This is a genomic window from Mycobacterium sp., from assembly GCF_035633495.1.
In the GTDB taxonomy this organism is placed as follows: domain Bacteria; phylum Actinomycetota; class Actinomycetes; order Mycobacteriales; family Mycobacteriaceae; genus Mycobacterium.
In genome coordinates this window covers 13,054-39,126 of sequence record NZ_DASQEU010000004.1, presented here as the reverse complement: position 1 = coordinate 39,126, position 26,073 = coordinate 13,054, and the positions used below count along the sequence as shown (strand labels likewise).

General features: G+C 66.7%; 21 protein-coding genes and 3 pseudogenes. 8 read left to right on the top strand and 16 right to left on the bottom strand.

All coding sequences use genetic code 11. From position 1 onward, the window contains the following. Positions 1-4 precede the first annotated feature (4 nt). Positions 5-613 carry a mycothiol-dependent nitroreductase Rv2466c family protein gene (locus VET27_RS00780; RefSeq protein ID WP_526514481.1) on the bottom strand — a complete coding sequence of 203 codons (609 nt, stop codon included), beginning with the start codon at positions 611-613 and terminating at the stop codon, positions 5-7. Between the two features lie 97 nt (positions 614-710). Between VET27_RS00780 and pepN the strand changes: the two genes are divergently transcribed. The 5 genes and pseudogenes from pepN to VET27_RS00755 all read left to right on the top strand — a co-directional run. Then, positions 711-3,293 (top strand): aminopeptidase N, encoded by a 2,583-nt coding sequence (gene pepN, locus VET27_RS00775; protein WP_526514480.1) that lies wholly within the window; start codon positions 711-713, stop codon positions 3,291-3,293. A 35-nt stretch (positions 3,294-3,328) separates the two neighbouring features. Further along, positions 3,329-3,685 (top strand): HNH endonuclease signature motif containing protein, encoded by a 357-nt coding sequence (locus VET27_RS00770; protein WP_526514479.1) that lies wholly within the window; start codon positions 3,329-3,331, stop codon positions 3,683-3,685. Between the two features lie 248 nt (positions 3,686-3,933). Continuing rightward, the gene (locus VET27_RS00765; RefSeq protein ID WP_526514478.1) at positions 3,934-4,074 is read left to right on the top strand and encodes a hypothetical protein; all 141 of its coding nucleotides are present in this window, start codon (positions 3,934-3,936) and stop codon (positions 4,072-4,074) included. Between the two features lie 225 nt (positions 4,075-4,299). Further along, positions 4,300-4,632, top strand: a complete 333-nt coding sequence (locus tag VET27_RS00760; protein WP_526514524.1) for a hypothetical protein — start codon at positions 4,300-4,302, stop codon at positions 4,630-4,632. Between the two features lie 75 nt (positions 4,633-4,707). Next, a pseudogene (locus VET27_RS00755) lies at positions 4,708-5,144 on the top strand (IS1380 family transposase); the annotation flags it as partial. A gap of 211 nt (positions 5,145-5,355) precedes the next feature. Here VET27_RS00755 and VET27_RS00750 read toward each other — a convergent pair. Continuing rightward, on the bottom strand, positions 5,356-6,024 hold the full coding sequence (locus tag VET27_RS00750) for an SH3 domain-containing protein (RefSeq protein WP_526514477.1): 669 nt from the start codon (positions 6,022-6,024) through the stop codon (positions 5,356-5,358). A 175-nt stretch (positions 6,025-6,199) separates the two neighbouring features. Here VET27_RS00750 and VET27_RS00745 point away from each other — a divergent pair, with 175 nt between their 5' ends. Continuing rightward, positions 6,200-6,469, top strand: coding sequence for a hypothetical protein (locus VET27_RS00745; RefSeq protein ID WP_526514523.1), 270 nt, complete (start codon positions 6,200-6,202; stop codon positions 6,467-6,469). 110 nt (positions 6,470-6,579) lie between these two features. On the opposite strand, the pseudogene VET27_RS00740 reads toward VET27_RS00745, so the two are convergent. From VET27_RS00740 to VET27_RS00725, 4 genes and pseudogenes are all read right to left on the bottom strand, one after another. After that, positions 6,580-6,705, bottom strand: a pseudogene (locus VET27_RS00740) (EspA/EspE family type VII secretion system effector); the annotation flags it as partial. A 225-nt stretch (positions 6,706-6,930) separates the two neighbouring features. Further along, the gene (locus VET27_RS00735) at positions 6,931-7,410 is read right to left on the bottom strand and encodes a DUF5130 family protein (RefSeq protein ID WP_526514476.1); all 480 of its coding nucleotides are present in this window, start codon (positions 7,408-7,410) and stop codon (positions 6,931-6,933) included. Further along, a complete protein-coding gene (gene ctaJ, locus VET27_RS00730; protein WP_526514475.1) occupies positions 7,397-7,618 on the bottom strand; it encodes an aa3-type cytochrome oxidase subunit CtaJ in 222 nt (73 codons plus the stop codon). Before ctaJ ends, VET27_RS00735 begins: the two co-directional genes overlap by 14 nt. Positions 7,619-7,644: 26 nt before the next feature. Further along, positions 7,645-8,289: an HNH endonuclease signature motif containing protein gene (locus VET27_RS00725; RefSeq protein WP_526514474.1), complete on the bottom strand. Its 645-nt coding sequence runs from the start codon at positions 8,287-8,289 to the stop codon at positions 7,645-7,647. Between the two features lie 159 nt (positions 8,290-8,448). On the opposite strand from VET27_RS00725, the gene VET27_RS00720 reads away from it, so the two are divergent. After that, on the top strand, positions 8,449-8,853 hold the full coding sequence (locus VET27_RS00720; protein ID WP_526514473.1) for a globin: 405 nt from the start codon (positions 8,449-8,451) through the stop codon (positions 8,851-8,853). A 12-nt stretch (positions 8,854-8,865) separates the two neighbouring features. On the opposite strand, the gene VET27_RS00715 is transcribed toward VET27_RS00720, so the two are convergent. The 6 genes and pseudogenes from VET27_RS00715 to map all read right to left on the bottom strand — a co-directional run bounded on the left by VET27_RS00715 (position 8,866) and on the right by map (position 18,130). Then, positions 8,866-9,561, bottom strand: coding sequence for a DUF8010 domain-containing protein (locus tag VET27_RS00715; protein ID WP_526514472.1), 696 nt, complete (start codon positions 9,559-9,561; stop codon positions 8,866-8,868). Continuing rightward, positions 9,558-9,971 (bottom strand): acyl-CoA thioesterase, encoded by a 414-nt coding sequence (locus VET27_RS00710; protein ID WP_526514471.1) that lies wholly within the window; start codon positions 9,969-9,971, stop codon positions 9,558-9,560. The genes VET27_RS00715 and VET27_RS00710 overlap by 4 nt, the downstream gene beginning before the upstream one ends. After that, the gene (locus VET27_RS00705) at positions 9,968-14,851 is read right to left on the bottom strand and encodes an NAD-glutamate dehydrogenase (protein WP_526514520.1); all 4,884 of its coding nucleotides are present in this window, start codon (positions 14,849-14,851) and stop codon (positions 9,968-9,970) included. The genes VET27_RS00710 and VET27_RS00705 overlap by 4 nt, the downstream gene beginning before the upstream one ends. A gap of 95 nt (positions 14,852-14,946) precedes the next feature. Next, positions 14,947-16,620, bottom strand: coding sequence for an energy-dependent translational throttle protein EttA (gene ettA, locus VET27_RS00700; protein WP_526514470.1), 1,674 nt, complete (start codon positions 16,618-16,620; stop codon positions 14,947-14,949). 69 nt (positions 16,621-16,689) lie between these two features. Further along, entirely contained in the window at positions 16,690-17,169 is a 480-nt protein-coding gene (locus VET27_RS00695; RefSeq protein ID WP_526514469.1) for a single-stranded DNA-binding protein, read from the bottom strand. 188 nt (positions 17,170-17,357) lie between these two features. After that, positions 17,358-18,130 (bottom strand): annotated as a pseudogene (gene map, locus VET27_RS00690) (type I methionyl aminopeptidase). Between the two features lie 86 nt (positions 18,131-18,216). Between map and VET27_RS00685 the strand changes: the two are divergent. Beyond that, on the top strand, positions 18,217-18,483 hold the full coding sequence (locus tag VET27_RS00685) for a helix-turn-helix domain-containing protein (RefSeq protein WP_526514468.1): 267 nt from the start codon (positions 18,217-18,219) through the stop codon (positions 18,481-18,483). A gap of 24 nt (positions 18,484-18,507) precedes the next feature. On the opposite strand, the gene VET27_RS00680 is transcribed toward VET27_RS00685, so the two are convergent. Genes VET27_RS00680 through VET27_RS00665 form a run of 4 tightly spaced genes read right to left on the bottom strand, consistent with a single transcriptional unit; the run spans position 18,508 to position 26,033 of the window. Further along, the gene (locus VET27_RS00680) at positions 18,508-20,514 is read right to left on the bottom strand and encodes a bifunctional copper resistance protein CopD/cytochrome c oxidase assembly protein (protein ID WP_526514467.1); all 2,007 of its coding nucleotides are present in this window, start codon (positions 20,512-20,514) and stop codon (positions 18,508-18,510) included. Between the two features lie 34 nt (positions 20,515-20,548). Next, complete coding sequence (locus VET27_RS00675; protein WP_526514466.1) at positions 20,549-22,888, bottom strand: glycerol-3-phosphate 1-O-acyltransferase; 2,340 nt, start codon at positions 22,886-22,888, stop codon at positions 20,549-20,551. Continuing rightward, positions 22,885-24,543 carry an HAD-IB family hydrolase gene (locus VET27_RS00670; protein ID WP_526514465.1) on the bottom strand — a complete coding sequence of 553 codons (1,659 nt, stop codon included), beginning with the start codon at positions 24,541-24,543 and terminating at the stop codon, positions 22,885-22,887. The genes VET27_RS00675 and VET27_RS00670 overlap by 4 nt, the downstream gene beginning before the upstream one ends. Further along, complete coding sequence (locus tag VET27_RS00665) at positions 24,540-26,033, bottom strand: wax ester/triacylglycerol synthase family O-acyltransferase (RefSeq protein WP_526514464.1); 1,494 nt, start codon at positions 26,031-26,033, stop codon at positions 24,540-24,542. Before VET27_RS00665 ends, VET27_RS00670 begins: the two co-directional genes overlap by 4 nt. Positions 26,034-26,073: the final 40 nt, after the last annotated feature.

Sequence of the window (26,073 nt, the reverse complement as noted above, 5' to 3'; positions counted from 1 at the left end):
GGCGTCAGTCGAACTCCATCGACTCGTGGCGGGTGCGCTTCAGCTCGAAGAAATGGGGATACGCGGCGAAGATCACCGATGCGTCCCACAGCTTGCCCGCCTCCTCGCCGCGCGGGATGCGGGAGAGCACCGGGCCGAAGAACGCGACGCCGTTGACGTGGATCGTGGGCGTGCCGACGTCGTCGCCGACCGGGTCCATGCCCGCGTGGTGACTCTTGCGTAGGGCGTCGTCGAACTTGTCGCTGGTGGCCGCCTCGGCCAGCTCGGCGGGCAGTCCGACCTCTTCGAGTGACTTGGCGATGACGTCATCGAAGTCCTTGTTGCCCTCGTTGTGGATCTGGGTGCCCATCGCGGTGTAGAGCGGGCCGAGGATCTCGCTGCCCTTGGCTTGCTCGGCGGCGGTCACGACGCGGACGGGGCCCCACGCCTTCTTCATCATCTCTTGGTACTCCTCGGGCAGATCACGCCCTTCGTTGAGCACGGCGAGGCTCATGACGTGGAACTCCACGTCGATGTCGCGCACCTTCTCGACCTCGAGGATCCAGCGCGAGGTGATCCAACACCACGGGCACAGCGGGTCGAACCAGAAACCGGCGACATCCTTCTTGGCCATCATCAGATCCTCTCGGAAGGCAAGGGGGCAGAGTTCCGTCCAGCACAACTATGCGCGCCCCGACTGTGTTCCCGAACTGCGTCTAGTCTTAACCGACGTGGCACTTCCCAACCTCACTCGCGACGAGGCGGCCGAGCGCGCGGCGCTGGTCACCATCGACAACTACCGGATCGTGCTCGATCTGACCGACGGCGCAGGCGGCCCCAGCGAGCGGACCTTCCGATCGACGACGACCGTGGCGTTCGACGCTCTCGCCGGTTCGGACACCGTCATCGACATCGCCGCCGACTCGGTGCGCAGTGCGACGCTCAACGGCGTCGACATCGACGTCTCCGGCTATGACGAGTCCACCGGCGTCCCGTTGGTCGGGCTGGCCGAGCACAACGTCCTCGTCGTCGAGGCGGACTGCCGATACTCCAACACCGGCGAAGGCCTGCACCGCTTCGTGGACCCGGTCGACGACGAGGTGTACCTGTACTCCCAGTTCGAGACCGCCGACGCCAAGCGGATGTTCGCGTGCTTCGACCAGCCCGACCTGAAGGCGACCTTCGACGTGTCGGTAACCGCGCCCGCACACTGGCAGGTCATCTCCAACGGTGCCACCGAGACCGTCGAGCTCGCGACGGGCGGAAAGGTGCACACCTTCACGACGACGCCGCGGATGAGCACCTACCTGGTGGCCCTCATCGCAGGCCCGTACGCGCGGTGGGACGACGTGTACACCGACGACCACGGCGACATCCCGCTCGGAATCTTCTGCCGCGGGTCACTCGCCGAGCACATGGACGCCGAGCGCCTGTTCACCGAGACGAAGCAGGGCTTCGGCTTCTATCACCGAAACTTCGGCGCGCCATACGCGTTCGGCAAGTACGACCAGTTGTTCGTTCCCGAGTTCAACGCGGGCGCCATGGAGAACGCGGGCGCCGTCACCTTCCTCGAGGACTACGTCTTTCGGAGCAAGGTCACCCGCTACAGCTATGAGCGGCGCGCCGAGACCGTGCTGCACGAGATGGCACACATGTGGTTCGGCGACCTGGTCACGATGCAGTGGTGGGACGATCTCTGGTTGAACGAGTCGTTCGCGACGTTCGCCTCGGTGTTGTGCCAAGCCGAGGCAACGGAATACACCGCCGCGTGGACCACCTTCGCCAACGTCGAGAAGTCGTGGGCGTACCGGCAGGACCAGTTGCCGTCGACGCATCCCGTCGCCGCGGACATCCCCGATCTGCACGCCGTGGAGGTGAACTTCGACGGCATCACCTACGCCAAGGGTGCCAGCGTGCTCAAGCAGCTCGTCGCCTACGTGGGTCTCGAGGCGTTCCTCGCCGGCCTGCGCGACTACTTCCGCGACCACGCGTTCGCCAATGCGACGTTCGGCGATCTGCTTGGGGCACTGGAGAAGTCATCGGGACGCGACCTGTCGCATTGGGGCCGCCAATGGCTCAAGACCACCGGCCTCAACACGCTCCGCGCCGACTTCGACGTCGACGGTGATGGAAAGTTCACCCGGTTCGCGATCGATCAGAGTGGCGCGGCGCCCGGTGCCGGCGAGACGCGCGTGCACCGGCTGGCCGTCGGAATCTACGACGACGACGGCTCGGGCAAACTGGTCCGCATCCACCGCGAGGAGCTCGACGTCGACGGCTCGAGCACGCATGTGCCTGCGCTGCAGGGTGTTTCGCGTGGCCAGCTCATCCTGGTCAACGACGACGACCTGACGTACTGCTCACTGCGTCTGGACCCCGAGTCACTGCAGACCGTGCTGACCCGCATCGCGGACATCGCCGATTCCCTGCCCCGCACCCTCGCGTGGTCAGCCGCCTGGGAGATGACCCGCGAGGCCGAGATGAAGGCCCGCGACTTCGTCGAACTGGTCAAGGGCGGCGTGCACGCCGAAACCGAAGTGGGAGTGGCCCAGCGACTCCTGCTCCAAGCACAGACCGCGCTGAATGCGTACGCCGACCCGGACTGGGCCTGCTCTCAGGGCTGGCCCGCGTTCGGCGACCGGCTCCTCGAGCTGGCCCGTGCGGCCGAGCCGGGTTCGGACTTCCAGCTGGCCTACGTGAATGCGCTGTGCACGTCGGCGTTGTCGTTGCGCCACACCGCGGTGCTGGCGGCGCTGCTCGACACCGACCCCGCCGATCACGGTCTGTCCGGACTGACCGTCGACACCGACCTGAGGTGGCGCATCGTCACGGCGCTGGCAGCCGGTGGCGACATCGACGACGGCGGTACCGCCACGCCGTTCATCGACGCCGAGGCAGAGCGCGACCGCACCGCGGCGGGACGACGGAACGCGGCGGCAGCCATGGCCGCGCGGCCGCAGGCTGCGGTCAAGGAGGCGGCGTGGCAGCAGGTGATCGAGGACGACACGTTGGCCAACATCACCACCCGCTCGATCGTCACCGGTTTCGTGCAGCCCGGCCAGGCCGCGTTGCTGCAGCCGTTCAGCGCGAAGTACTTCGACGCCATCCTCGGCGTCTGGGAACGACGATCCAGCGAGGTCGCCCAGACCGTCGTCATCGGGCTGTACCCCTCCTCGGACGTCAGCCAGGAGGGCCTGGACGCGGCCGACCGCTTCCTGGCCGGTGAGGTGCCGCCTGCGCTGCGTCGGCTGGTGATCGAAGGTCGCGCCGGTGTGGAACGGGCGCTGCGGGCGCGCGCGTACGACGCCGGCTGACGGGATTTCGGCGGTCCGTCGCATACGCTCGCGCCATGGCGGCCAGTAACAGTCGCAGGGCCCGTGCCGCCCGCAAGCGCAACCGACGCGTCGCGGCCGTCGTGAACGATCTCACTCCCGCGCAGTGGGCCGCCATCAAGCAGGCGTGGGAAGGCTGCGCCTACTGCGGCGCCACCGACAGCCCGTTGCAACGCGACTGCGTCATGGCGATCTCCCGTGGTGGGCGGTACACGGTGGACAACGTGGTGCCCGCCTGCACGGCGTGCAATGCCAGCAAGTGCAACGACGAGGTGACCGGCTGGCTGCGGCGCAAGCGCCTCGACGAGCGCGCCTTCCTCGAGCGGTACGTGCGCATCCGGGCGGGGCTGTCCACGCAAACGTCAACAGGCTGAGCTCACCCGGGCTCCGGTCGGCACAGCAAACCTTCAGACCACGGACTTGGCAACGCGTAAAGGGCGACCGCCAGCCGCCGCCCGTAAGCCCATGGGCCGGGGAGTGAGCGCAAAATCACACGTCAGAGCTTGATTTACACAGAGTTAACGCGGATCATCGAGTTGTCTGCCGAAAGGGCGATCCCCATGTCGGCCAGCACACAGCAACCCTGCTCTGTGATCCGGAGCACAACAAAGGAGTAAGAACGATGTCTTTCGCACAGTTTCGTGAAGACCTGACACACACGATGAACCGGCGCCGCCTCTACGCGCGGATCTACGCGCTTCCCGATTCGACGGTTCGCGAGGAGCTGCTGGCGATCGCTCAGCGGCACGACGAGAACAGCTGATACGCGGCGAATTTCCCGAGCCGGTGACCACACAGGTCACCGGCTCCGTCGTTTATTAGGCGCTGCAGTCTCGATGCAAGAGGCGTGAGGCGACGCGCCTGCCGACTGCGCGGAGTTGGACGTCAACTGGCCGATTTGGCGGGCCAACCTGGCGTCAGGGGCAACGTCGGGAATTCGGTAGCGGGATAAGGAGTTACCGGCGACAGGTGACGGTCGGAGGACGCCGTGTCGGCTTTTTCGGCGCACGTCGACAAGAACGCAATCATAATCTGCCGAGCGCGACGTCGAGGCAATGTAGCCACCCTGGAGACTGGTGATCTTCCAGCCGCCGAAGACGTCGTCGAACAGTGCGCGCGACGGCCCCTGCTGGGCTACAACCGCATCGTGAAGCACGTCGGCCGCATCGCCTTCGGATTTCAGGACCCCGGACAACCAACGCCGCCGGGTACGGTGGGCCTGCACCCGCCAATCACGGCGCGCGCCGTCCAGAACCAGGCTCCGCCCCCGCTAGGCCTGAATCCACCGACGGACATGGCGTTAAACCGGGTGTTGAAATGAGGAAAGTGCCCTCTGAACTGGGATGATTGGTGTTCCTTACGCAACAACCAACCCCGTTCAGAAAGGGCACTTCCAGTGAAAGTGCCGCACAGGTTCGACCGTGATTCTGCGGTGTTCGACGACGGCAATCTCGTGTCGTCGGCCGGGCTGGTGCCGGTGATGACCTTGGCCGAGCAGACCGGGCTGCGGCGACTGCTCGGTGAGAAGGTCCGCATCACGGTGCCGCGGATCAAGTCGGGGTCGGCGAACCCGGCGCCGAAGCTGGCCACGGTAGTGGCGGGCATGTGCGCCGGCGCGGATTGCATCGATGACATCGACCTGCTGCGGTCGGGGGAATGACGTCGCTATCCGACGATGTGTACGCACCCTCGACGGTGGGAACGTTGTTGCGGAAGTTCACCTTCGGTCACGCCCGCCAACTCGAGTCGGTGCTACGCGAGCACCTGGTGGCCCTGTGTGAGCGGGCCGATCTGCTGCCCGGCGCCGACCAGCAGGTGTTCATCGACATCGACCACCCTCTGGAGTTGCCGTTCGCGCGGAGTATTCATCGCCTGTTGCGTCGATTATCAACCCACGTGTCGAGCTTGAAGCCGCGAATCACGCAGCAGGTATATGCAGTGTCAGCGAGTACGGTCCGCTCGGCTGGCTGCGGGTGCAGGGCCCTACCGCTGTTTGACGACCCATCCCGGCGCGTCGGTGTGAGCTCTCCCGCCGCGGCTCGAGTCACACGCACACACGCCGATCGTCGTCCGAGACCCCGCGGCGGCAGAGAGTAGTCACCTCGGCCGTCTTGAGCGTGAACGTGTAGCCGGGTGTTGCGAACACGTGCAGCCGCTCCCCGCTTACGGAGTCGTCGGGAAAACCCACCACGTCGTACGTCACCTCGCCGACGTCGCCGAGCGTCGGTGCCACGGTGACGGTCACCCGCGACGCGGGGTCCTCGGTGAACGCCTCGGCCATTGCCACGATCCGGCCCAGCTCGAGCATCGTGTCGGCGGTCGGGGGACCGCCGAGCTTGGCGGCGATCCGTTCGGTCGCGTCGAACGTTTCGCCAAGATAGGCCAAAGATGCGGAGTCGGCCCAACCCGTCACACCGCCGACAGTGACCTCGTACCAGAGCGACGAGTTCACTTGCCGTGCCCGGCCGGTGGCGACGAGATCGTCGGCGAGCGGGTCTGGCGAAGCCACGACCGGCTGATCGGCCCCAGGCGAGGACCGGAGCGGGAGCGTCGCGTCGTACTGGATGCCGACGACGGCCAGCGCCGCGCCGGCAGCGGGACCGAAGTCAGTCTCGGGTTGGTCGTCCCGGCGGCCGCATCCGTTGACGACCGCCACCGCCAGCATCATGGTGACCCCCGTCCGGAGGGTCCGGTAGCGGACAGCAATCGCCATGGCCAAATGATGCACCACAAGGGGCAAGAACGAGGTGGGATCTACAGCACGGCGAGCGTCTTATCCCTCGCCATCCACGTGCAAGTTCGCGCGCGGCAGCCTTTTTTCAGGCTCGACCACGCCTGGAAAGCGATGAATCCACTCCGGGCAACCGTCGGTGGGTGAAACTGGACGGGTGGTCACTTCTGGCGAGGCCGAACAACAGCCCAAGGCCACCGAGATCCACGCCGCTCAGGAGAGAGAGCATGCGGCCGCGCCGAGAAAACGCTCACGAAATCTCATAAGGGTGCTGGCGGTGATCTCCGTGCTCTCCGTGATCGCGGCCGTAGTCGGCTTCGTCCAGGCCTCGCAGGCTAGGCACGAGAAGGACCGGATGTTCCGCGAGGCGAAGCCGCGTTCACCACCCACTGCCTCACCGCATCGAGGTCGCGGCGACCTGCTGTGACGACGGCAGCGGCCCGGTCCACCTCTGAACGCAACTTCTGGTCCAGGACAGCCGTCTCTCCGAGCACCCGGTTCTGCTTCTGGTTGGTCGTGTCGTAAAGAATCCGACGCGGAACCGGTCCACTGGGATCCCGGTTTGGCCGCCTCGACCGTCGACTGCAACTGGCGCAATTGAGAACTCTCGTCGAATTGGGCACCCTCCTGCTGCGTACCTTCACCAAACGTGTGTCGAGCCACGTCGCCATGTAGCCGTCCAGCGCACCCACGTCACCTCTCCCCTATGGCAACCGGCTTGGTTGCCCAAGTCTATTTGTTGCCGTGGTGCCCCCTGTGCAGAAATTCCAGCTGCCAGAGACACTGCCGGGCGGCCTCGACTGCCACCTTCGAGCGTGCGCGAAATACCAACGACGAACGGCATGTCGGCCGCAGACACGCACGGTCGCGAGGAAGGATTGGGGCGACTTAGCGGGGTGAGACGCCGGCGCTGAGCACGCGAACGGCGCTGATCAAGCCGTCGAGCAGGTTGCCTTCCTTGAAGGATGCGGCAGCGGCCGAGACGCCCAACGGGGCCGCCTCTTCGATGCCACGGCCCTTGACCTCCGAGCCGTAGACCACCTCGATGGCCTTCTGGTTCGGCGACACGGCTAGCAGCACCGCGTTGTCGGGCGTGGGCACCTTGGCCAGGATCTCGCGCGCCGTGGCGGCGGTGTCGTCACCGAGACCGCCGAGGTACACCGCGAACCGGGCCTTGGCCGCGCGTGAGCCGTATTTCAGCGCGTCGTCGAGAACGACGAGGTCCTTCACGGGAAACGGGTAGTGCACCGACAACTCACCGGGTTCGGTGACGCCGGAGATGCGGCCACTCGAGGTGTACGCGAAGCCGTAGGGCAGAACGTCCGAACTGACGGTCGCCAGCTCGGTCGAGTGATCACCACTTGCCACTTGCGCCACCTCCCACCGTGAGATGCGATCCGTGGCCGTGATCGGCCGGTTCGTCGGCGGCCCAGAGGATCGGCTCGTGGGTCCACTCGTCGGACATCTTGTAGGTCGCCGGGTGCGAACCCTTGCGCCTGAAGATCCATGCGGCCAGTACCAGAGCCACTAACAGCGGAACCCCGCCGAGCAGCGAATGGGTAAGTGCGGTGCTCACGTCGCAAACCGTATCGCAATGGCCACTCAGGCCGCGCCTTCACCCAGATATCTCACCCACGCGGGGTCGAGTTCCTTGACCGACGACAGCAGTCGCCAGTGCTGTCCCTTCGGCGGCAGGGGCGTCGTCCGCAGCGCCCAGCCCATCTCGGAGAGCAATCGGTCGGCCTTGCGGTGGTTGCAGCCGGCGCACGCCGCGACGCAGTTCTCCCACGAGTGGTCGCCACCTCGGCTGCGCGGCACCACGTGGTCGACGGTGTCGGCCCTGGACCCGCAGTATGCGCAGCGGAATCGGTCACGGTGCATGAGGGCCGCCCGAGTCATGGGGACGCGCGCCCGGTAGGGCACCCGCACGAAGGAACGCAACCGGATCACCGAGGGCACCGTGATCGCACGCGTCGCGGAATGAATGACCGGGCCGGTCGGGTCGGCGTGAACGACGTCCGCCTTGCCGCATAGCAGCATGACGACCGCCCGTCGTGCAGGCAGCGCCGCGAGCGGCTCGTAGGTGGAGTTCAGCAGCAGCACCCTGCGGCGGCCCCAGACGCTGCCGTCATGGCTGGGCGGGCGCGCATCGATGCCGGAAAGAGGCAGGGTCTGCGCAGCAAGCACCGAGGGGCCGGTCGAACCCGCCGCGGTCAGATGCCCGCGGCTCCTCCTTCGCTGCGACATACGTCCTCCGAGACACAGTGCACCATGGATCGCCGCCGATCGCACGACAATTTTGGCCGTGTTCGCTGGTCACCTCTATGAACATCCGGTGACGGCGTCGCGTTTGCCTGGTCCGCAACGATCCCCCGGTCGCACCGCTCCTGCCCACCGGAAGGAACAATGGGGGCCGTGACGGAACAACCCACGTCGTTCTACGACGAAGTCGGCGGAGCCGAGACGTTCCGGGCCATCGTGTCGCGGTTCTACCAGCTGGTCCGCGACGACGAGATACTGCGACCGCTCTACCCCGAGGATGAACTCGACGCCGCCGAGGTGCGGCTCCGGATGTTCCTCGAGCAGTACTGGGGCGGACCACGGACCTATTCCGACCAACGCGGACATCCACGGCTGCGGATGCGCCACGCGCCGTTCAAGGTCGGCCCGTTCGAACGCGACGCCTGGCTGCGCTGCATGCACACCGCCGTCGCCGAGATCGACTCGCAGACCCTCGACGACGCCCACCGCCAGGTGCTTCTGAACTACCTGGAGATGGCCGCGCGCTCGATGGTCAACTCGCCGTTCTGAAAGAGCGGCGCGCTAGCGCAGGACGACGGCGGGGTCACCGCGACGGCGATAGACGGTCCCGAAGCGGGCGTCCACGCGCAGCCACGTCGGCAGCACCCGGACCCGCACCACCTCGTCGGGTGCCACCGACTCGGGCGCGAACTGGTCTGCGGTGTTCGACTGCGGCAGGAAACCCATTGCCGTCAAAGCGAATACGCAGCGCATTGGGATGCCGACATGGGTGTCGCCGGAACTGACCGAGACGACTTCCTGGTCCAGCAACGATGCGGGAGGGCCGTGCGCACTGCCGTGTTCCTTGGCCAGCGCGACGCCACGCTGCGCGAGGTCGAGCACCACTCGAGCGGGAACGTCGTCCAAATGCACGAAACCCGTTGCCGGCGGCAGCATCCCGTGCCAAGCGGAGTCCATCGCGAAACCCGGATCGACGAATCCCGAACGGTCCATCGACGGCAGCGCCATCGCGAGTGCGTCGGCACCGACGGATAGATCGGCGGGTTTGACGCGACCACCCACCACGCGACTCGCGAGGACGTCGAAACCCGTTGCCACCCAGGCGACGACCTGCCCGCCCGCACGCTCACGCAACCGGACGACGCTGGCGACGTCGAGGCGGATTGCCCTTTCGACGAACGTCGACAAGTCCTCCCGATGGGCGGCATCGTCGAGCCACAGCCCACGTTCGCTCGTCTGCCCGCCGGATCCACTCATCGCTGGTAGCGCTCCAAATACTCACGATGATGCGGCGCCAGCCGAACCAATCGCTGCTCTTCGATGTGGAACGCGGCCAACTGCGACTCGCCGATGACGGCCGGCTTGGAGTCGGGATCCGCCAGTGCCGACCGCACCTCGTACCCGAGGGTGAAGTCGACCGCACGCAGTCGCTTCACCCGAATGGTGACCTGCAATGGCGAATCCGCGAGCCGCAACTGTCCCTTGTAGATCACCCGCACTTCCGCGATCAACAGCCCGATGGTGCCGAAGTCTCCTGCGAAGGGCTCGGTGAGGAAGGGCACCCGGGCTTCCTCGAGGATCGTCACCATGGTGCCGTGGTTGACGTGCTGGTACGTGTCGATGTCCGACCAGCGCACGGGCACCGGCGTCGTGAATCTCTCGGTCAACCGGTCGTTCCCGTTCCGCTTGTCCTGGTCATGCTGCGGATCTGACGGGCGGCCACCGACAGCGTCGCCAGATCCTTCTCCCCATCCTCGTAGATTTCGTTGAGCGTGCGCCGCGCCCGCGTCACCCGCGAGCTGTTGGACAGCTCCCACTCCTCGACCTTCTGCTCACCGGTCTCGTCGGGCTCACCCACGGCGAGCACGTCGAAGCACAGCGCCCGCAGCGAGCCATAGATATCGTCGCGAATCGCCAAGCGTGCCAACGAATGCCAACGATCGTCGCGGGCCAGGCGCGACACCGCCGTGAGCAGGCCGTCGGCACCCAGGTGATCCATCAGCGTGAAGTACGTGTCCGCCACCTCGACGGGATCCCGGTCGACGATGTCGGCGATGTCGATGACGTCGAGAAGGCTGTACTGATACAGCCCGGTCGCGACCGTCATGGCCAAGTCCTCCGGTACGCCCTGTGCCATGAACTCGCCCGAGTCCTTGGCCACGATGGCGCGGTCGTCGCCCCTCAACCACTCCGCCATCCGCGGTGTCAGGTCGGCCACCTTCGCGGCGAACCGGTTGGCCTCCGCGCCCACTGCCAACGGTTGCGGGCGGTAGTTGAGCAGCCATCGTCCGGCGCGGTCGATCAGGCGACGCAGATCGAGCGTCATCCGGTCCGTCACGGCGACGGCCACTCCGGCGTCACCGGCGGCTCTGATCTGCCGCCAGACGTCGCCGACCCTGAAGATCTCGTCGGTGGCGACGTAGGCCCGCACCGCATCGACGGGCCCGACGCCGACGTCCTCCGCGACGCGGTACGCGTAGCTGATGCCCGCGGTGTCCACGAGGTCGTTGACGAGCATCGTCGTGACGATCTCCCTGCGCAGTTGGTGCGTGCGAATCTCGGGGCCGAATCGATCGCGAAGCTGCTGCGGGAAGTATTCGGGCAGCCGAGAGGCGAACACCTCCTGATCGGGCAGCTCGCTGGCCAGGAGCTCGTCCTTGAAGGCGAGCTTCACGTAGGCCATCAACGTGGAGAGCTCGGGCGTCATCAGGCCCAGCCCGATCTCGATTCGCCTGCGGATCTCCTTGTCCGGGGGCAGCGCCTCCAGCTCCCGGTTCAGCCCACGCTCGGCGACGAGTGCTCCGATCTGCCGGGCGTGCACCGGAAGAAGAACTGCGGCGTTGGCTCGGCTGGTGCCCATCAAGTCGTTCTGGGCGGCGTTGTCCTGCAGGACGAGCGCGCCGACCTCCTCGGTCATCGACATCAGAAGCGGAGTGCGCTCCTCGGCGCTCACCTGCCCTCCGGTGACGAGGGAGTCGACGAGGATCTTGATGTTGACCTCGTGGTCGGAGCAGTCCACTCCCGCGGAGTTGTCGAGCGCGTCGGTGTTCATGTGGCCGCCGTTGAGCTCGAACTCGATGCGACCGCGCTGCGTCACACCGAGGTTGCCGCCCTCGCCGATCACCCTCGCGCGCAGTTGATTCCCGTTGACGCGTACCGGATCGTTGGCGCGGTCGCCGACGTCGGCGTCGGACTCGGACTCCGCCTTGACGTACGTGCCGATGCCACCGTTCCAGAACAGATCGACCGGCGCCTGCAGGATCGCCTTCATCAGCGCAGGCGGCGTCATCTCGGCGGCGTCATCGGCCAGCCCCAGCGCCGTGCGAACCTGCGGGCTGATCGGGATCGACTTCTGTTCCCTGCTGTAGACACCGCCCCCCTCGCTGATGAGGCTGCGGTCGTAGTCGTCCCAGCTGGACCGCGGCAGCGCGAACATCCTGTCGCGTTCGGCCCACGAAGCTGCCGCATCGGGATTCGGATCGAGGAAGACGTGGCGGTGGTCGAACGCCGCGACCAGTCGAATGTGCTTGGACAGCAACATGCCGTTGCCGAAGACGTCGCCGCTCATGTCACCGACCCCGACCACCGTGAAGTCCTCGGTCTGGGTGTCGACGCCCATCTCGCGGAAGTGTCGCTTGACCGACTCCCAGGCGCCCTTGGCGGTGATGCCCATCGCCTTGTGGTCGTAACCCACCGACCCACCGGAGGCGAAGGCGTCGCCGAGCCAGAAGCCGTAGGACTTGGCGACGTCGTTGGCGATGTCCGAGAACGTCGCGGTGCCCTTGTCGGCGGCGACGACCAGGTAGGCGTCATCGCCGTCGCGGCGGACGACACCCGCGGGCGGCGTCACGGCACCGGACGCCGTGTCGACGTTGTCGGTGACGTCGAGAAGGCCGGAGATGAACAGTCGGTAGCAGGCCACGCCCTCGTTGCGTTGGGCGTCACGGTCGGCGGCGGCGTCACCCGTCGGGACCGGCGGGTTCTTCAGGACGAAACCCCCCTTGGCGCCGACGGGCACGATGACGGCGTTCTTCACGGCCTGCGCCTTGACCAGCCCGAGGACCTCGGTGCGGAAGTCTTCGCGGCGGTCGGACCACCGGAGGCCGCCTCTGGCGACTTTTCCGAACCGCAGGTGTACGCCCTCGACGCGCGGCGAGTACACGAAGATCTCGTATCTGGGTCGGGGCAGCGGCAATTCGTCGATCAGCCCGGGGTTCAGCTTGATCGACAGCACGTCCTGGCCGCGGGCCGAACCGGGACTGGTGACGAAGTAATTGGTGCGCAGCGTCGCCTGGATCATCGACGCGAACGCGCGCAGCACGCGGTCGGTGTCGAGGCTGACCAGGGCGTCGATGCCCGCCGCGACCGCGGCGGCGGCCGCCGAGGCATCCCGCTTCTTGCCGCCGTCCGATTGGGCGTCCTCGGGATCGAAGAGTGCCTCGAAGAGTTCCACCAGCGCTCGTGTCGTGTTCGGGTTGTCGTTGACGACCGCCTCGATGTGGGACTGGCTGTAGGGAAATCCCGCCTGCCGCAGGTACTTCGCGTAGCTGCGGAGCATCGTGACCTGCTGCCAGGTCAGGCCCGCGCGCATCACCAGCTCGTTGAAGCGGTCGATCTCCACCCGGCCGTGCCAGATCGCGGTGACCGTGTCGGCGAACCGCGTGGCGGTCGCTCCGCGCTCGACCGCGTCCCGTTCCTCGGGGATCGACTGCTGCGGCGAGATCTTGAACTGGTAGATCCACACCGGCATGCCGTCGGCGCGGGTGACGGAGAACGGCCGTTCCTCGAGCACGACGACGCCCATGCACTGCAGCATCGGCAGCAGCACGCTCAACGACGCCGACCTGCCCGCGAGATACCACGTGAGGTTCGCCGGCTGGCCCTCACCGCCGTCGGCGAACACCAGCTTGACCGAATTGTCTTGCAGCTGTTCGATGATCGCGATGTCACCGATCGCGTCGTGCGGGGTGAACGCCTGCCGGTAGACCTCCGGAAAGGCCATGGAGTAATGCTCGGCATCGGCACGGCTGATGGCGCCGGTCGGCACCGCCCCCATCAGCCGATCGCCCCAGGTGCGCGCGGCCTCGGTCAGCAGATTCTGGATCCTGGTCTCGGTCTCCAGAGACGTGTCGACGTCGGCAGCCCGGGTGTCATTGGGCAGTCGAACCGTGAAGTGCACTACCGCCCAAGGTGATTCGCTGACCCGCGCGGTATACTCGATGCTCTCGCCGCCCAGTTCGCGCACCAGGATGTCCTGCATTCCGAGCCGGACCACGGTGGTGTACCGGTCGCGCGGCAGATACACCAGGCACGACACGAAATGGGAGAGCTGGTCGGTGCGCAGGAACAGCAGCGCGCGGCGCCGCGACCCCAGATCGACGACGGCGCTGGCCATGTCCAGGAGCTGGCGCGAACTGAGCGAGAAGAGTTCGGAGCGCGGAATCGTCTGAATGATGTCGAGCGTCAGCGGACCCGGATGGCTGTTGTCGCCGTGCGACAGCGCGAGTGCCTCGTGGACACGACGCGAGATGAGCGGGATCTCCAGCACGTTCGCGTTCGAGGCGGCGACGGTGAACAACCCGACGAACCGGTGCTCGATGGCGGCGGTCTGACCGGGCAGGCTCTCGCGGACCACCACGATGTAGGGGTGCGCGCCGTAGCGCAGGTAGCTCGGCATGGTCGCCTGTGCCAGCACCAGCAGATCGTCGTGGCCGGTGAGTTGCGGAAGCACGTCGGTGCGCAGCCGCAGCACGCCCAGCCGGCTGGACGGGTCGACCGTGGCCTGGCCGTCGGCGACCGAACAGCGTTGGTAACCGAGCAGCACGAAGTGACCGTCGGCGAGCCAGCGCAGCAGCGCCGCCACGTCGCGGCGGTCGTAGGACGGGAAGTGCCCATCGCGGTCGGAGTCCAACTGGCTGGCGAGGACGACCAACGCGGCGTTGAGGGCTGCGGAGTCGAGCGCCACCTGACGGGCGTCGCCGAGGACGTTCGGCAGCAGCGCTACGGACTCGGCGACGGCCTTGGCGTCGGCGGACGGCGACAGCTGCACGTGGATCCACGTCTCGTCGATGCCGTCCGTCGGCGCGTCCGGAGCCGAGGCGGGGTGTACGTCCAACAGTTCCCCGGCCGGATTGCGGCGCACGCGGAGTACCGGGTTCATGATCGCGGCGTACGCAACGCCGAGCCGGTGCAGGAGCACCGTCACGGTGTCCATCAGCATCGCGCTCTGATCGGTGACGATCTGAATTGCCGGGCCGACGCCGTTCGAGTCCCCGGCCGAGTAGACCGCGACCTTGGTGTCACCCGTGGACCGTTGCTGGCCGACGCGCGCGTGTGCGGCGAGCAAGGCGGGTGAGACCGTCCGCCCCGACAGGTCCAGCGGCATCGTCATCGCGGTATCGGCGGCAGGCGCGTCGCCGCGCGGTCCCTGATGAGTCGCGAGATACGCCTTGACGAGACCGCTGGTGAGCCCGGTATCGATCACAGCGGTCTCGACCGCACCGTCGCTGCGCTGCCGACCTGGAGATCCAGGATTCACCGTCGTCATGCCGATCGCTCCTGCCTCACGCCCGCGCGCCGACGCTGGCACGCGCGGATGTGACACTAGTTGGCCCCCGGGCCGCTGCGGTCAAACCCGCCGGATCAGTCGCGAGTCAGCCTGCGGTGTGTGACCCGATGCGGACGGGCCGCATCCGCACCCAGCCTCTCCAGTTTGTTCTCCTCGTAGCCGCCGAAGTTGCCCTCGAACCAGAACCACTTCGCCTCGTTGTCCACGTCGCCCTCCCACGCCAGGATGTGCGTGCAGGTGCGGTCGAGGAACCATCGATCGTGCGAGATGACCACCGCGCAGCCAGCGAACTGCTGAAGGGCGTTCTCCAGCGAGCTGAGGGTTTCGATGTCCAGGTCGTTGGTCGACTCGTCGAGCAGGATCAGATTGCCGCCCTCCTTGAGGGTGAGCGCCAAGTTGAGCCGGTTGCGCTCGCCGCCGGACAGCACGCCGGCCGGCTTCTGCTGATCGGGACCCTTGAATCCGAACGCGGACACATACGCCCGCGAGGGCACCTCGTTCTGGCCGACCTCGATGTAGTCGAGGCCGTCGGACACTACCTGCCAGACGTTCTTCTTCGGATCGATGCCGCCGCGGTTCTGGTCGACGTAGCTCAGTTTGACCGTTTCGCCGACCTTGACCGTGCCACTGTCCGGCTGCTCGAGGCCGACGATGGTCTTGAACAGCGTGGTCTTGCCGACACCGTTGGGGCCGATGACGCCGACGATGCCGTTGCGCGGCAACGTGAAGGACAGATCCTTGATCAGGATCCGTCCCTCGAAGCCCTTGTCGAGGTGATCGACCTCCACGACGATGTTGCCCAGTCGCGGGCCGGTCGGGATCTGGATCTCCTCGAAGTCGAGCTTGCGGGTCTTCTCCGCCTCGGCCGCCATCTCCTCATACCGCCCCAGGCGTGCCTTGTTCTTGGCCTGCCTGGCCTTGGCGCCGGAGCGCACCCAGGCGAGCTCCTCGACCAACCGCTTCTGCAACTTCTGGTCCTTGCGCCCCTGGACCGCCAACCGCTCGGCCTTCTTCTCCAGGTACGTCGAGTAGTTGCCCTCGTACGGGTACGCGCGGCCCCGGTCGAGCTCCAGGATCCACTCGGCGACGTTGTCCAGGAAGTACCGGTCGTGGGTGACGGCCAGGATCGCACCCTTGTAGTCGGCGAGGTGCTTCTCCAGCCACAGCACGCTCTCCGCGTCCAAGTGGTTGGTCGGCTCGTCGAGCAGCAGCAGGTCGGGCTCCGACAGCAGCAGCTTGCACAACGCGACGCGGCGCTTCTCACCACCGGACAGGTGCGTGACGGGCTCGTCGGGCGGTGGGCAGCGCAACGCGTCCATCGCCTGTTCGAGCTTCGAGTCGAGATCCCACGCGTCGGCCGCGTCCAGTTGCTCCTGCAGCTGGCCCATCTCCTCCATGAGCTCGTCGGTGTAGTCGGTGGCCATCAATTCGGCCACCTCGTTGTACCGGGCGAGCTTCGCCTTGATCGGCACACCCTCCTCGACGTTCTCGCGGACGGTCTTCGACTCGTCGAGCTGCGGCTCCTGCATTAGGATGCCGACCGAGGCGCCGGTGGCGATGAACGCATCGCCGTTGTTCGGCTTGTCCAAGCCGGCCATGATCTTCAGGACGCTCGACTTGCCGGCACCGTTGGGGCCGACGACGCCGATCTTGGCTCCGGGGAGGAAGTTCAGCGTGACGTCGTCCAGGATGACCTTGTCACCGTGCGCCTTGCGGACCTTCTTCATCGTGTAGATGAGCTCAGCCATGCTTTGGGTATTGCCTTTCCGGTCATGGGGTACTGCTCAGTCGACCATCCTAGGCGTGGACGACTGCGGCTATGCCGTCAGAGGCAGCCCACGGTCCTCGATCTCGCCGTCGTGGCCGTCGTCGCCGTCGATCGCGTCCCCGTCGGTCGTCGTCCCGGCAGCGGTGCCGACGGGCTCGGCCTCCGCGTCGGCGCGCCTGCGCTGCTCGATCCGCGCGATGCACCGGCCGAGGTCTGGTCCGACGGCGGTGGCGCGCACCTCGACCGACGAACGCCGATTCCCTTCCTTGTCGTCGTACTCGCTGGTGTAGAGGTGGCCGACCACCACGATGGGATCACCCTTGGTCAGTGCTCCTCCGACGCCGTTGACCAGTCGCCCCCAGCAGTTCACGTTGACGAACAGCGAGTTGCCCGCCTCCCAGTTGCCCTCGGCGGTGCGGCGGCGGGAGTTGCTCGCCACGCGGAACTTGACGACCTGTTGGTCGCCGACCCGACGGTGGATGGGGTCGGTGACGATGGTGCCCACCATGACGAACGGTGTCTCGAACATTTTGCTTCCCTTCATCGGTTCTTCGGTTCGGCAACGCATGTTCCGCTGCTGAAGCCATTTACCGTCCGGCCGCCGACGCAGACTCCTCGGAAGAAACGGTCGGGCAGCGGCCTGTGGATGAACCGCGGACTGTGGATGAAGTGGCGGCCGCTACCGGCTGCATGAATCCGATTGCAGTGACTGCCTTTTCATCCGGCCGCACGAGTGAGGACGCGTGGCCCGTGCTCGGTAGGGGGATGGTGTGCTCGGAGTGCGCCGTGTTCGAGCCGTCGGCCGACCGTAGCGTCCAGCCGTCCGCATCGATGACGAGACGATCGCTGTCCCGTGACCACCACGGTTCCAGCGCGAAGGTCATGCCGGGCCTCAGCATCAGTCCGCGACCGCGTCGCCCGCGATTGGGGATGTGAGGGTCTTCGTGCATGGTGCGACCTATCCCGTGACCGCCGAACTCGACGTTGACCCGATATCCGGCTTCGGCGGCGACGTCGCCGATTGCCGCGGAGACGTCACCGAGGTGACCGCCAGGTATTGCCGCGGCGATACCCGCGTCGAGAGCCCGTTGCGTCGACTCGATCAGCGCTGTGTCAGCGACGTCGGCACCGTCTCCCACGACGATCGTCCGCGCGGAGTCGGCGACCCAACCGTCGATCGACACCGCGAAGTCCAGACTCAATACGTCTCCGTCCCGTAGCACGTGGTGACGTGGCATTCCGTGCAGCACGGCATCGTTGACCGAGAGACAGATGACACTGCGGAACGGGCCGCGGCCGAATGACGGCGCGTAATCCCAGTAGCAGGACGTCGCACCGCGGGCGGAAATCAGATTGCGGGCACGGTGCTCGAGCTGTAACAGGTTCACGCCTGGCTGCGCGTCGATCGACAACGCGGCGAGGGTTTCGGCGACGAATGCGCCAGTGATCGCCATCTTCTCGATCCCGTTGGCAGTCTTGAGTTCGATCACGCGTGACCTTCTACAGGAACGGTATTGTTATACCGCTCGACAGTATCAAGGGGGCCGGTATTTGAATACCGGCTAGCATGATCAGCATGGTTCGCGTTCCACTCAGTCCCGAGCAGGTGCAAGCGGGGCAACGCCTAGGCGCCTTGATCAGGACGGTACGCGCTGCTCGCGATCCCGAGGTCATCGCGAGGAACGCTGGAATCTCCCCTGAGACGCTACGCAAGATCGAAGTCGGCCGTCTGCCCAGCCCTAGCTTCGGCACGGTCGTCGGACTGTGCGAGGCGCTAGGACTGCCCCTCAAGGATGCCGTCGACGTCTGGCGAGGAACCGACGAACGACGATTGGCCATCTGAACCATCGGCGAATGCAGGCGGCGCCTAGCGCTCCTCGAGCTTCGACAATTTGGCCAGCATCGCGTTGTAGGCCGCGAGGTCGGCATCGTCGTCCCGGTCGGCGGCGCGATCCAACCGCACGGCGGTTCGACGGTCGGTGCGGCGCCATTGGACGAGTAACGCGATCAGCACCAGGACGAGCGGGACTTCGCCTGCTGACCAAGCGATTCCGCCGCCGAGACGCTGATCGGCCAACAGGTCGGTGTGCCAGCTCAGTTGCAACGACTGATAGAAGTCACCGGCCAGCACGGCCTTCGTTCCCATCAGCACCACCCCGAAGAAGGCGTGCAGTGGCAGCGACCCGAACACCACGGCCAACTTGGCGATGGGAGGAATCGGTCTCGGCGTCGGATCCACCCCGATGACCACCCAGTAGAACAGGTAGCCGGTGAGCAGGAAGTGCAGGTTCATCGCCACGTGGGCGGCGTGGCTCCCTACCGCGACGTCGAAGATGCCGCCGAAGTACAGGCCGTAGAACCCCGCGACGAAGATCACGGTCGCGACGATCGGGTTGGTCAGGAACTTCGACACCCGACTGTGCAGAGCCACCAACAGCCACTCTCGCGGGCCGGGCGGATCGTCGCGGCCCGCGGCGGGCAGGGCCCGCAGCGCCAGGGTGACGGGCGCCCCGAGCACCAGCAGCACCGGCACCAGCATCGACAGCAGCATGTGCGCCGACATGTGGATGCTGAACATTGCGGGCATGTAGCGACCGATCCCGGACGACGTCGCGAACAGCAGCACGGCGCAGCCGCAGAGCCAGGCCGCGATCCGTCCCGCCGGCCACGCGTCGCCCCGTTTGCGCAGCCGCCACACCCCCGCCAGATACAGGCCTGCGAACACGATCGCCGCCGTGCCGAGGATCAGGTCGAAGCGCCAGTCGAACAGAACTCGCGCCACGGTCGGCGGACCCGCCAGGTCGTAGCCGATCTCGACGGCCGTCACCGACGGGTTGAACACCGCGGGTGGTGGCGGCGGGGTGCGCCCCAGCGCGACGGCGATGCCGAAGGTCAGACCGAACACGCCGGCCTCGATCAACGCCAGTCGGATCAACGGGCCCCGCGCGTCCGGATCGGCCTGCAGCGCGGCCACGCCGCGGCGACGGTGCTGCCAACCGAGCACCCCGAGAACGCACAGCGCCACCGCCTTGCCGACGACCAGCCAGCCGTAGCTGGTGTCCACCAGGTCCTCGGGTCGGATCCGGACCAGGGCGTTGACCACCCCGGACGCTGCCATCGCCAGGAAGCACCACAACGCGACGGCGGAGAATCGACGGGCGGCAAGGTCGGCGTGCTCGCCCCCGCGGATCGCGTGCGCGAGCAGCGCGAGCAGACCACCCGCCCACAGGGCGCCCGCGACGAGGTGGATGAACAGACTGTTGGTGGCGAGATCGTGCGACCCGCCCGCCGACGAGTGGCCCGTCAGAACAAGCGGGAGCAGGGTCACGAGTGCGCCCGCGAACAGCAGCGGTGTCCATGACCAGCGCAGTACCGGGATGCTGACCACCGTCACGATCGCGGCGAACAGCGCAGTCCAGCGCCATGACCCGGCGACGTCGATCAGGCTCGCCACCGACCAGATCGCCGAGGGGTCGAGGCGGCTGGTCAGCGGTTGGCCGGTGATGTCGGAGACGGTCAGCGGGACCAGCAGCGCCGCGCAGACGGTCCATACGCCCGACGCGACGGTGCCCAACCGCAGCGCCCGGTAGCCCGACGCGTCGAGGACGCCGTTCTTCTGCGGCGGGACCAGGAAGGCGGCGAGGAGGAACGAGCCGACCGCCACGACGGCGGCGATCTCCCCTGCGGCCCGCACGAACGGGAGTCCGTAGTTGGTGACGGGGCCCGGGTTGGGCAGCCCGGTCGCGGTCAGCGCATCGGCCAACGACAGCCCGGCAAGGCCCGCGGCAGTCGCACCGGCCAGTAGACCGACGCCAAACAGGATCGGCCAGACCGTGCTGAGGCGGGTCGTCGCCCGCGCCTCGGTAGTGGTCATGCCAACAGCGTATGGCGCGTTCCTGACTGCGCCGTCACCCGCTCTGCTTGCGCTTCACCAGTTCGCGGACGAAGAACTGCTCGCGGGAGAACTGCTCCACCTTGTCCATGTCGCCGAGAATGCCGCGCAATTCGGCCAGAAAGGCCGCGCGACGTTCCTCGAGGTCGGCGGCGGGCTTGAGCAGGTTCTGGTCGGCGACCACCTGTCGGGCGGTGGCGAACAGCAGCGCCGACACCGACTCGTTGCTGCGGACCCGGTCCTGTGCGATGTACTGACCCCCGACGCCAAGCGCCAGCTTGGTGAGGTCCTTCTCGCCGATCTCGGGAGGCGTTCCCCTGAGCACGTCGGCGACGATCTCGTACGCCTCGATGAAGGGCCGCAGCGTGGCACTCGCGATCAGCGGGCGCTTGGCCCGCAGCATCGCGTCGACCTCGTTGCCACCCGCGGCGACGTGCTGTTCCCAGTCGTCGTGCCACGACATCTCCTCGGCGATGTGCGTACGGAACGCCGCCGAGTCCGCGAAGTAGAAGTCGAACTTGAGCAGGTCACGCAGCCGCATCGCCTGCGCCCAGAAGGCCTCGACGCGATCGCCTTCCGCGCGTCCGGCGTAGGCCAGCGACAACTCCACGATCGACGTCTCGAGGAAGGCGTGGATCAGGGTGTTGCGGTAGAAGGCCGCCTCGTGTTCGTCCTCCGGGGCGATGCGCCAGACCGGCTCCCGGCCACCATCGACCCGCGTGACGGGATGACCACCCGACAGCGCATCAACGGCGGCGCGCACTCCGTCGGTTGTGCGCAATCGCATCGCGCTGTTGGTCATCGGCGTCTTCATGCGCTCGAGGTAGTCCAGAGCGTCCTGCACCGTGTGATGCAACTGACCCAGTGTCAGCGCCACCCCGTTGGTGGTCAGCAGCAGCGCCGACACCAATCCCGTCGCGTTGACCGGAGTGACGCGAAGGATGCGCCACGCCACCTCGAAGGCCATCTTCTGCATCGCAAGACGTTTGGCCCCCTCGTCGGTGGTCATCGGCCCGTAAGGCTCACCGAGGTACTTGCGCATCGAGACGGCTTCGGGGAAGCGGACGTAGATCTTGCCGTAGTTGCGGTCGCCCTGGGCCTTGATGAAGTTGTACAGCCAGGACAACCCCTCGGGCGTCTTCTCGCCGCCGCGGGCGTACGCGGCGTACTCCGCCGTCTCGTGCAATTGGTCGAAACTGATCGAGACGGGCTGCAGAAGGATGTCGTCGCTGCGGCCGGCGAGGTAGGCGTCGGCCACGTAGGCGAGCAGACCGAGCTTGGGCGGCAACATCTTTCCGGTCCGCGAGCGAGTGCCTTCGATGGCCCAGCTCAGGTTGAACCGCTTTTCGACGATGTAGCCGACGAACTCCTTGAGCACGTACTTGTAGGTGGGATCGTCGAGCTTGCGGCGAATGAAGATGGCGCCCGAGCGACGCATCAGCGGACCCATGAGCCCGAAAGACAGGTTGATGCCCGCGAAGGTGTGCACGGGTGGCAGCCGATTCTCCCGCATCGCGACCGGTACGATCGCGCCGTCGAGATAGGAACGGTGCGAGAACAGCAGCACCGCAGGATGATTCTCGAGTGCCACCCGCATCGCCTCGACCTCGAAGCGGTCGTAGTCGATGTGGGGGTCGAACCCCCTGCTGAAGATCGCACGGCCCAACGTGGGAATCAGGTCGACGGAGAACCGGCTCCAACCCGTCGCGAGTTCGTCGAGCATCTCGCCTGCCGACTCCACGGTCGCGCCGGGGATCTGTTCGAGTCCTTCTCGAAAACGGGCCGACGCCAACATCTCCGGCTTGACCAACCGGGGTGACTTGTACTCCGGCCCGAGCAGCCGTAGCTCGACGCGTTCGATCGCCAGCTCCGCGCGCCGCCTGACGAAGCGGGCGAAGTCGCGCGGGTTCTCGGCGACCGTGGTGTCGCTCCAGTTCTGGCGCAGCTCGGACACCTTCGCCGGCTCGCCCGCCACCACACGCGCGCGCGAAGCATCCTTGCGAAGGATGCCGCGCTGCAACAACTTCGGCGGGCGATAGGTGTCCCGACCACTGAGGAACGCCACCACCTTCGAGCGGGTTGGTAGACCGCCGGGAATCCAGAACACGCGCACGGGGACGACGGAGCGGTCCTCATCGACTTCGAGCAGTTCGACGAGGCGCGCGAGGATGGTCGGGGCCGGTTCGTCGTCGCTCGGAAGTTGTAGCACCTCGATGCGCGCATCGGGGTGGGCCTGACGCTGGGCTGCCAGCCAGTCGTCGAGCATCTCGACCTCGGCGGGCGAACCCACCGACGCCAGCACGAGCGCGTCGGCGGTGGGGGTGAAGCTGTGCAGGGCGTCGGCGGTGACCTTCACGGCCGCCCCTTCTTGGCCGGATTCGCCTTGGCGGCAGCCTTCTTCGCCGGAGCCTTCGCGGCGGCCCGTCGTGGGGCAGGGGCCTTCTTCACGGGGGCCTTGGCCGCCGCCTTCTTGGCGGGAGCCTTCTTGGCAGGTTTGGCCTCGCGCTCGTAGAGAGGGGCGCTGGGAAGCTCCCCGCGCGGCCAGTCCCTGAGCGTGTCGAGGTAGAGCTGGCGGACCTCGGCGATGCGTTCGCTCAGATTTGCTGTCGTCCAGTCATCGACCGAGATCGGTGGGAACACCGCGACGTCGACGCTGCCCGGATTGAACGTGCTCGAATTGCGCTCGGCGATGACCTCCGCATTGCGGATGACGATGGGCACCAGCGGGATACCGGCCGCCATGGCGATTCGGAAGGGACCCTTCTTGAACTCCCCGACCTCGGTAGTGTCCAGCCGGGTGCCCTCGGGGGCGATGAGGACCGAAATCCCCTTGCGCGCAAGCTCTTCGATCTTGCGCAAGCCCTCCACCGCGGCCTTCGCATCGTCGCGGTCGATGAAGGCCGCGTCCAACGCCCTGCCGATCGTCCCCATCAGCGGGTCCTTCTCGAGCTCCTTCTTGCCGACCGACGTGAAGTTGTCGCTGATCAGTCGGCCCGCGATGAACGGGTCGACCTGGTTGCGGTGGTTGAACAGGAAGACGGCGGGACGCTTGGCGGTCAGATTCTCCTCACCGACGACGTTCAGGTCGATGCCGATCGACGTCATCAGCAGCCGAGTCCACGCGGCCGTGAAGAAGTTGACTCCGGTGCGCCGGTTGCGGGTCAGCAATCCGAGTCCGATGGCGCCGGCCGCAGCAGGTAACACCGAAGCGATTCCGGCGACCGTGCGGATCTGTGAGACCGGGCTACTACCGCTACGACTGCTGAACTTGAGAACAGGCCAACCGCGCTTGGCCGCAACGGCTTCCAGCTTGCCGGCGGGGTTGGTGGGCCGGGGGTTGCCGACGAGGTACATCAGTGCGACGTCCTCGTCGCCGTCGGCGTAGAAGTAGCTCTTGGCCAGGTCGACACCGTTCGTGGCGGCAAAGGCCTGCACCGCGCGAGCCTTGCCCGGCCCCCAGATGATCGGGGTGAGCACCTCGCCGGTGATCAGGCCGTCGTCGTCGGTCTGGAACTTGTTGCTCAGGACGTTGTCGATGCCGAGGAACTTGGCGACCGGCTCGACCTGGACGGTGAGCGCCGACGAACTGAGCACGACGGTGTGGCCGCGCGCCATGTGTGCGCGCACCAGAGCACGCATCTCCGGATAGATGCGCTTCTGGACGTGTTGGACGAACAACCGCTCCCCGAGCTCGTCGAGGTCACTCATCGAGTTGCCGTGCAACATTCGGGCGCCCTTGCCGATCAGGTCTTCGAACTCCGATCGCCCGAGCTGGTGGTTGAGCCCAGCCTGCACCATGCCGATGAACTCGCCGACGCTCATCTGCCCGCGTCGCAGGCGATCCTGCGTCATGAGCACACCGGTGAAGCCGGCGACCAGCGTGCCGTCGAGGTCGAAGAACGCGCCGACGTCGGGTCCCTCCGGGCTGGCCTCGATCTCGGCGACCGAACCGGGCAACCGCAGGATGACGTTGTCTCCCCGGCGGGCGGGTTGTCCATTCTGCGGACTCATTGCGCGGCACTCCCATTGGCCGAGGTGGACACCGAACTAGTCGGAACGGGTTGATCGGAGGTGAACGAGGCGGGCGTGGATCGCCCGTCACCGCCGAGCACGAGCACCTCGTCGAACCCGGCCTGCAGGCACCTGGCCCACAACGCCTCATCGGCGATCGCCGCGCGATCGTAGCGGGTGGTGATCGTGCAGTACCCGGCCCGCGAGACCAGAACCACCATCATGGCGACGCCGGGGAGAGGTCCAATCCCGTAGTGCCGCAGTATCTTCGCGCCGGTGATGAAGGTATCGCCAGGATAAACGGGAACATTGCTGGCCTGCACGTCGGAGTTGACGACCGATCCGGCCACCGACTCGAGGATGCTGTCCGGCAGGAGGCTGATCAACGGCGCCATGGCACCGACCATGTCGATCGCCCGCTCCTCGCGCTTGATCATCATTTGAGCGCGCACCTTCAGGATGCGCTTTCCTGGGTCGACGATGCCGATCGGCGCGGCGAGATTGACTCCGGCGAAACGATTGCCGCCCGCGGGATCGTCGTCCGAACGCAGGTTGACGGGGACCGCCATGGGCAGCGTCGCGATCGGAATACCCTTGGCTTCGTGGTACAGCCGCAAGGCACCGCACAGGCCGGCGAGGTAGGCGTCGTTGATCGAGCCGCCCGCTGCCTTCGACGCCTTGTGAAGGTCGCTGAACTTGATGTCGATGGCCTCGGTGCGCGACGACATGCTGCGCCGACGAAGCAGCGGCGACGGGTCGGCCACCGGCCCCATCACCCGCGCGCTGGACCTGGCGTAGTTGACGACGCCACCGACCGCGGACACCGGATCGCGGACGGCCTTGCCAACCGCGTGGGCGGCGCCCCCGATCGCACCGCGGAGGCCACTAGCGATGGAGCCGGGAAGCTTGTTGAAGCCCTCGCGCATCAGATCGTTCGGCGAGAGGTCCTCCGGAATGGGGAGCGGCGCCTCCTTCGCCGGAGGTGGGTCGCGCTCGATGTCGTAGATGTTGGCGAACATCTCAATGGCGCCCACACCATCGGTGACCGCGTGGCTCAGGTGCAGCATCGTGGCGGCCTTGCCGTCGGCGAGTCCCTCGACGAGGGTGGCCGTCCACAACGGCCGCGAGATGTCCATCGGCGACTGCAGGGCGACCTCGGCGAGGTCCATCACGTCGCGCAGCGTGCCTGGCGCGGGCACGCGGACCCGTCTCACGTGGAAGTCGAGGTTGAAGTCGGGGTCGACGACCCACCGGGGCGCCGCCGTCGGCAGCGTCGGCATGACGACCTTCTGACGCAGTCGCAGCACCTTGCGGGACGCGTTCTCGAAGCGGGACCGGAAGCGCTCCCAGTCCGGTGTCGCGTCGAGCAACTCGACGCCCATGATCCCCGAGCGGGTGCGCGGATTGGCCTCCCCACGGTGCAACAACTGGTCGACCGCACTCAGTTCCTCGGGAAGTCCGGCCGCATCGATCTCCGGCACGTCGCTCATCGTCTGTCGATCTCCTGCCGTAGTCACCGAGTGCGGGGTC

What these genes read in the sequence shown, in the direction of transcription:
- VET27_RS00750 (WP_526514477.1), bottom strand. Translation starts at nt 6,024, where the DNA reads ATGGCGATTGCTGTCCGCTACCGGACCCTCCGGACGGGGGTCACCATG.
- VET27_RS00670 (WP_526514465.1), bottom strand. Translation starts at nt 24,543, where the DNA reads ATGAGTCCGCAGAATGGACAACCCGCCCGCCGGGGAGACAACGTCATC.
- VET27_RS00720 (WP_526514473.1), top strand. Translation starts at nt 8,449, where the DNA reads ATGGGGGCCGTGACGGAACAACCCACGTCGTTCTACGACGAAGTCGGC.
- VET27_RS00685 (WP_526514468.1), top strand. Translation starts at nt 18,217, where the DNA reads ATGGTTCGCGTTCCACTCAGTCCCGAGCAGGTGCAAGCGGGGCAACGC.
- VET27_RS00780 (WP_526514481.1), bottom strand. Translation starts at nt 613, where the DNA reads ATGGCCAAGAAGGATGTCGCCGGTTTCTGGTTCGACCCGCTGTGCCCG.
- VET27_RS00765 (WP_526514478.1), top strand. Translation starts at nt 3,934, where the DNA reads ATGTCTTTCGCACAGTTTCGTGAAGACCTGACACACACGATGAACCGG.
- VET27_RS00665 (WP_526514464.1), bottom strand. Translation starts at nt 26,033, where the DNA reads ATGAGCGACGTGCCGGAGATCGATGCGGCCGGACTTCCCGAGGAACTG.
- VET27_RS00680 (WP_526514467.1), bottom strand. Translation starts at nt 20,514, where the DNA reads ATGACCACTACCGAGGCGCGGGCGACGACCCGCCTCAGCACGGTCTGG.
- VET27_RS00705 (WP_526514520.1), bottom strand. Translation starts at nt 14,851, where the DNA reads ATGACGACGGTGAATCCTGGATCTCCAGGTCGGCAGCGCAGCGACGGT.
- ettA (WP_526514470.1), bottom strand. Translation starts at nt 16,620, where the DNA reads ATGGCTGAGCTCATCTACACGATGAAGAAGGTCCGCAAGGCGCACGGT.
- VET27_RS00770 (WP_526514479.1), top strand. Translation starts at nt 3,329, where the DNA reads ATGGCGGCCAGTAACAGTCGCAGGGCCCGTGCCGCCCGCAAGCGCAAC.
- VET27_RS00695 (WP_526514469.1), bottom strand. Translation starts at nt 17,169, where the DNA reads ATGTTCGAGACACCGTTCGTCATGGTGGGCACCATCGTCACCGACCCC.
- VET27_RS00715 (WP_526514472.1), bottom strand. Translation starts at nt 9,561, where the DNA reads ATGAGTGGATCCGGCGGGCAGACGAGCGAACGTGGGCTGTGGCTCGAC.
- VET27_RS00725 (WP_526514474.1), bottom strand. Translation starts at nt 8,289, where the DNA reads ATGTCGCAGCGAAGGAGGAGCCGCGGGCATCTGACCGCGGCGGGTTCG.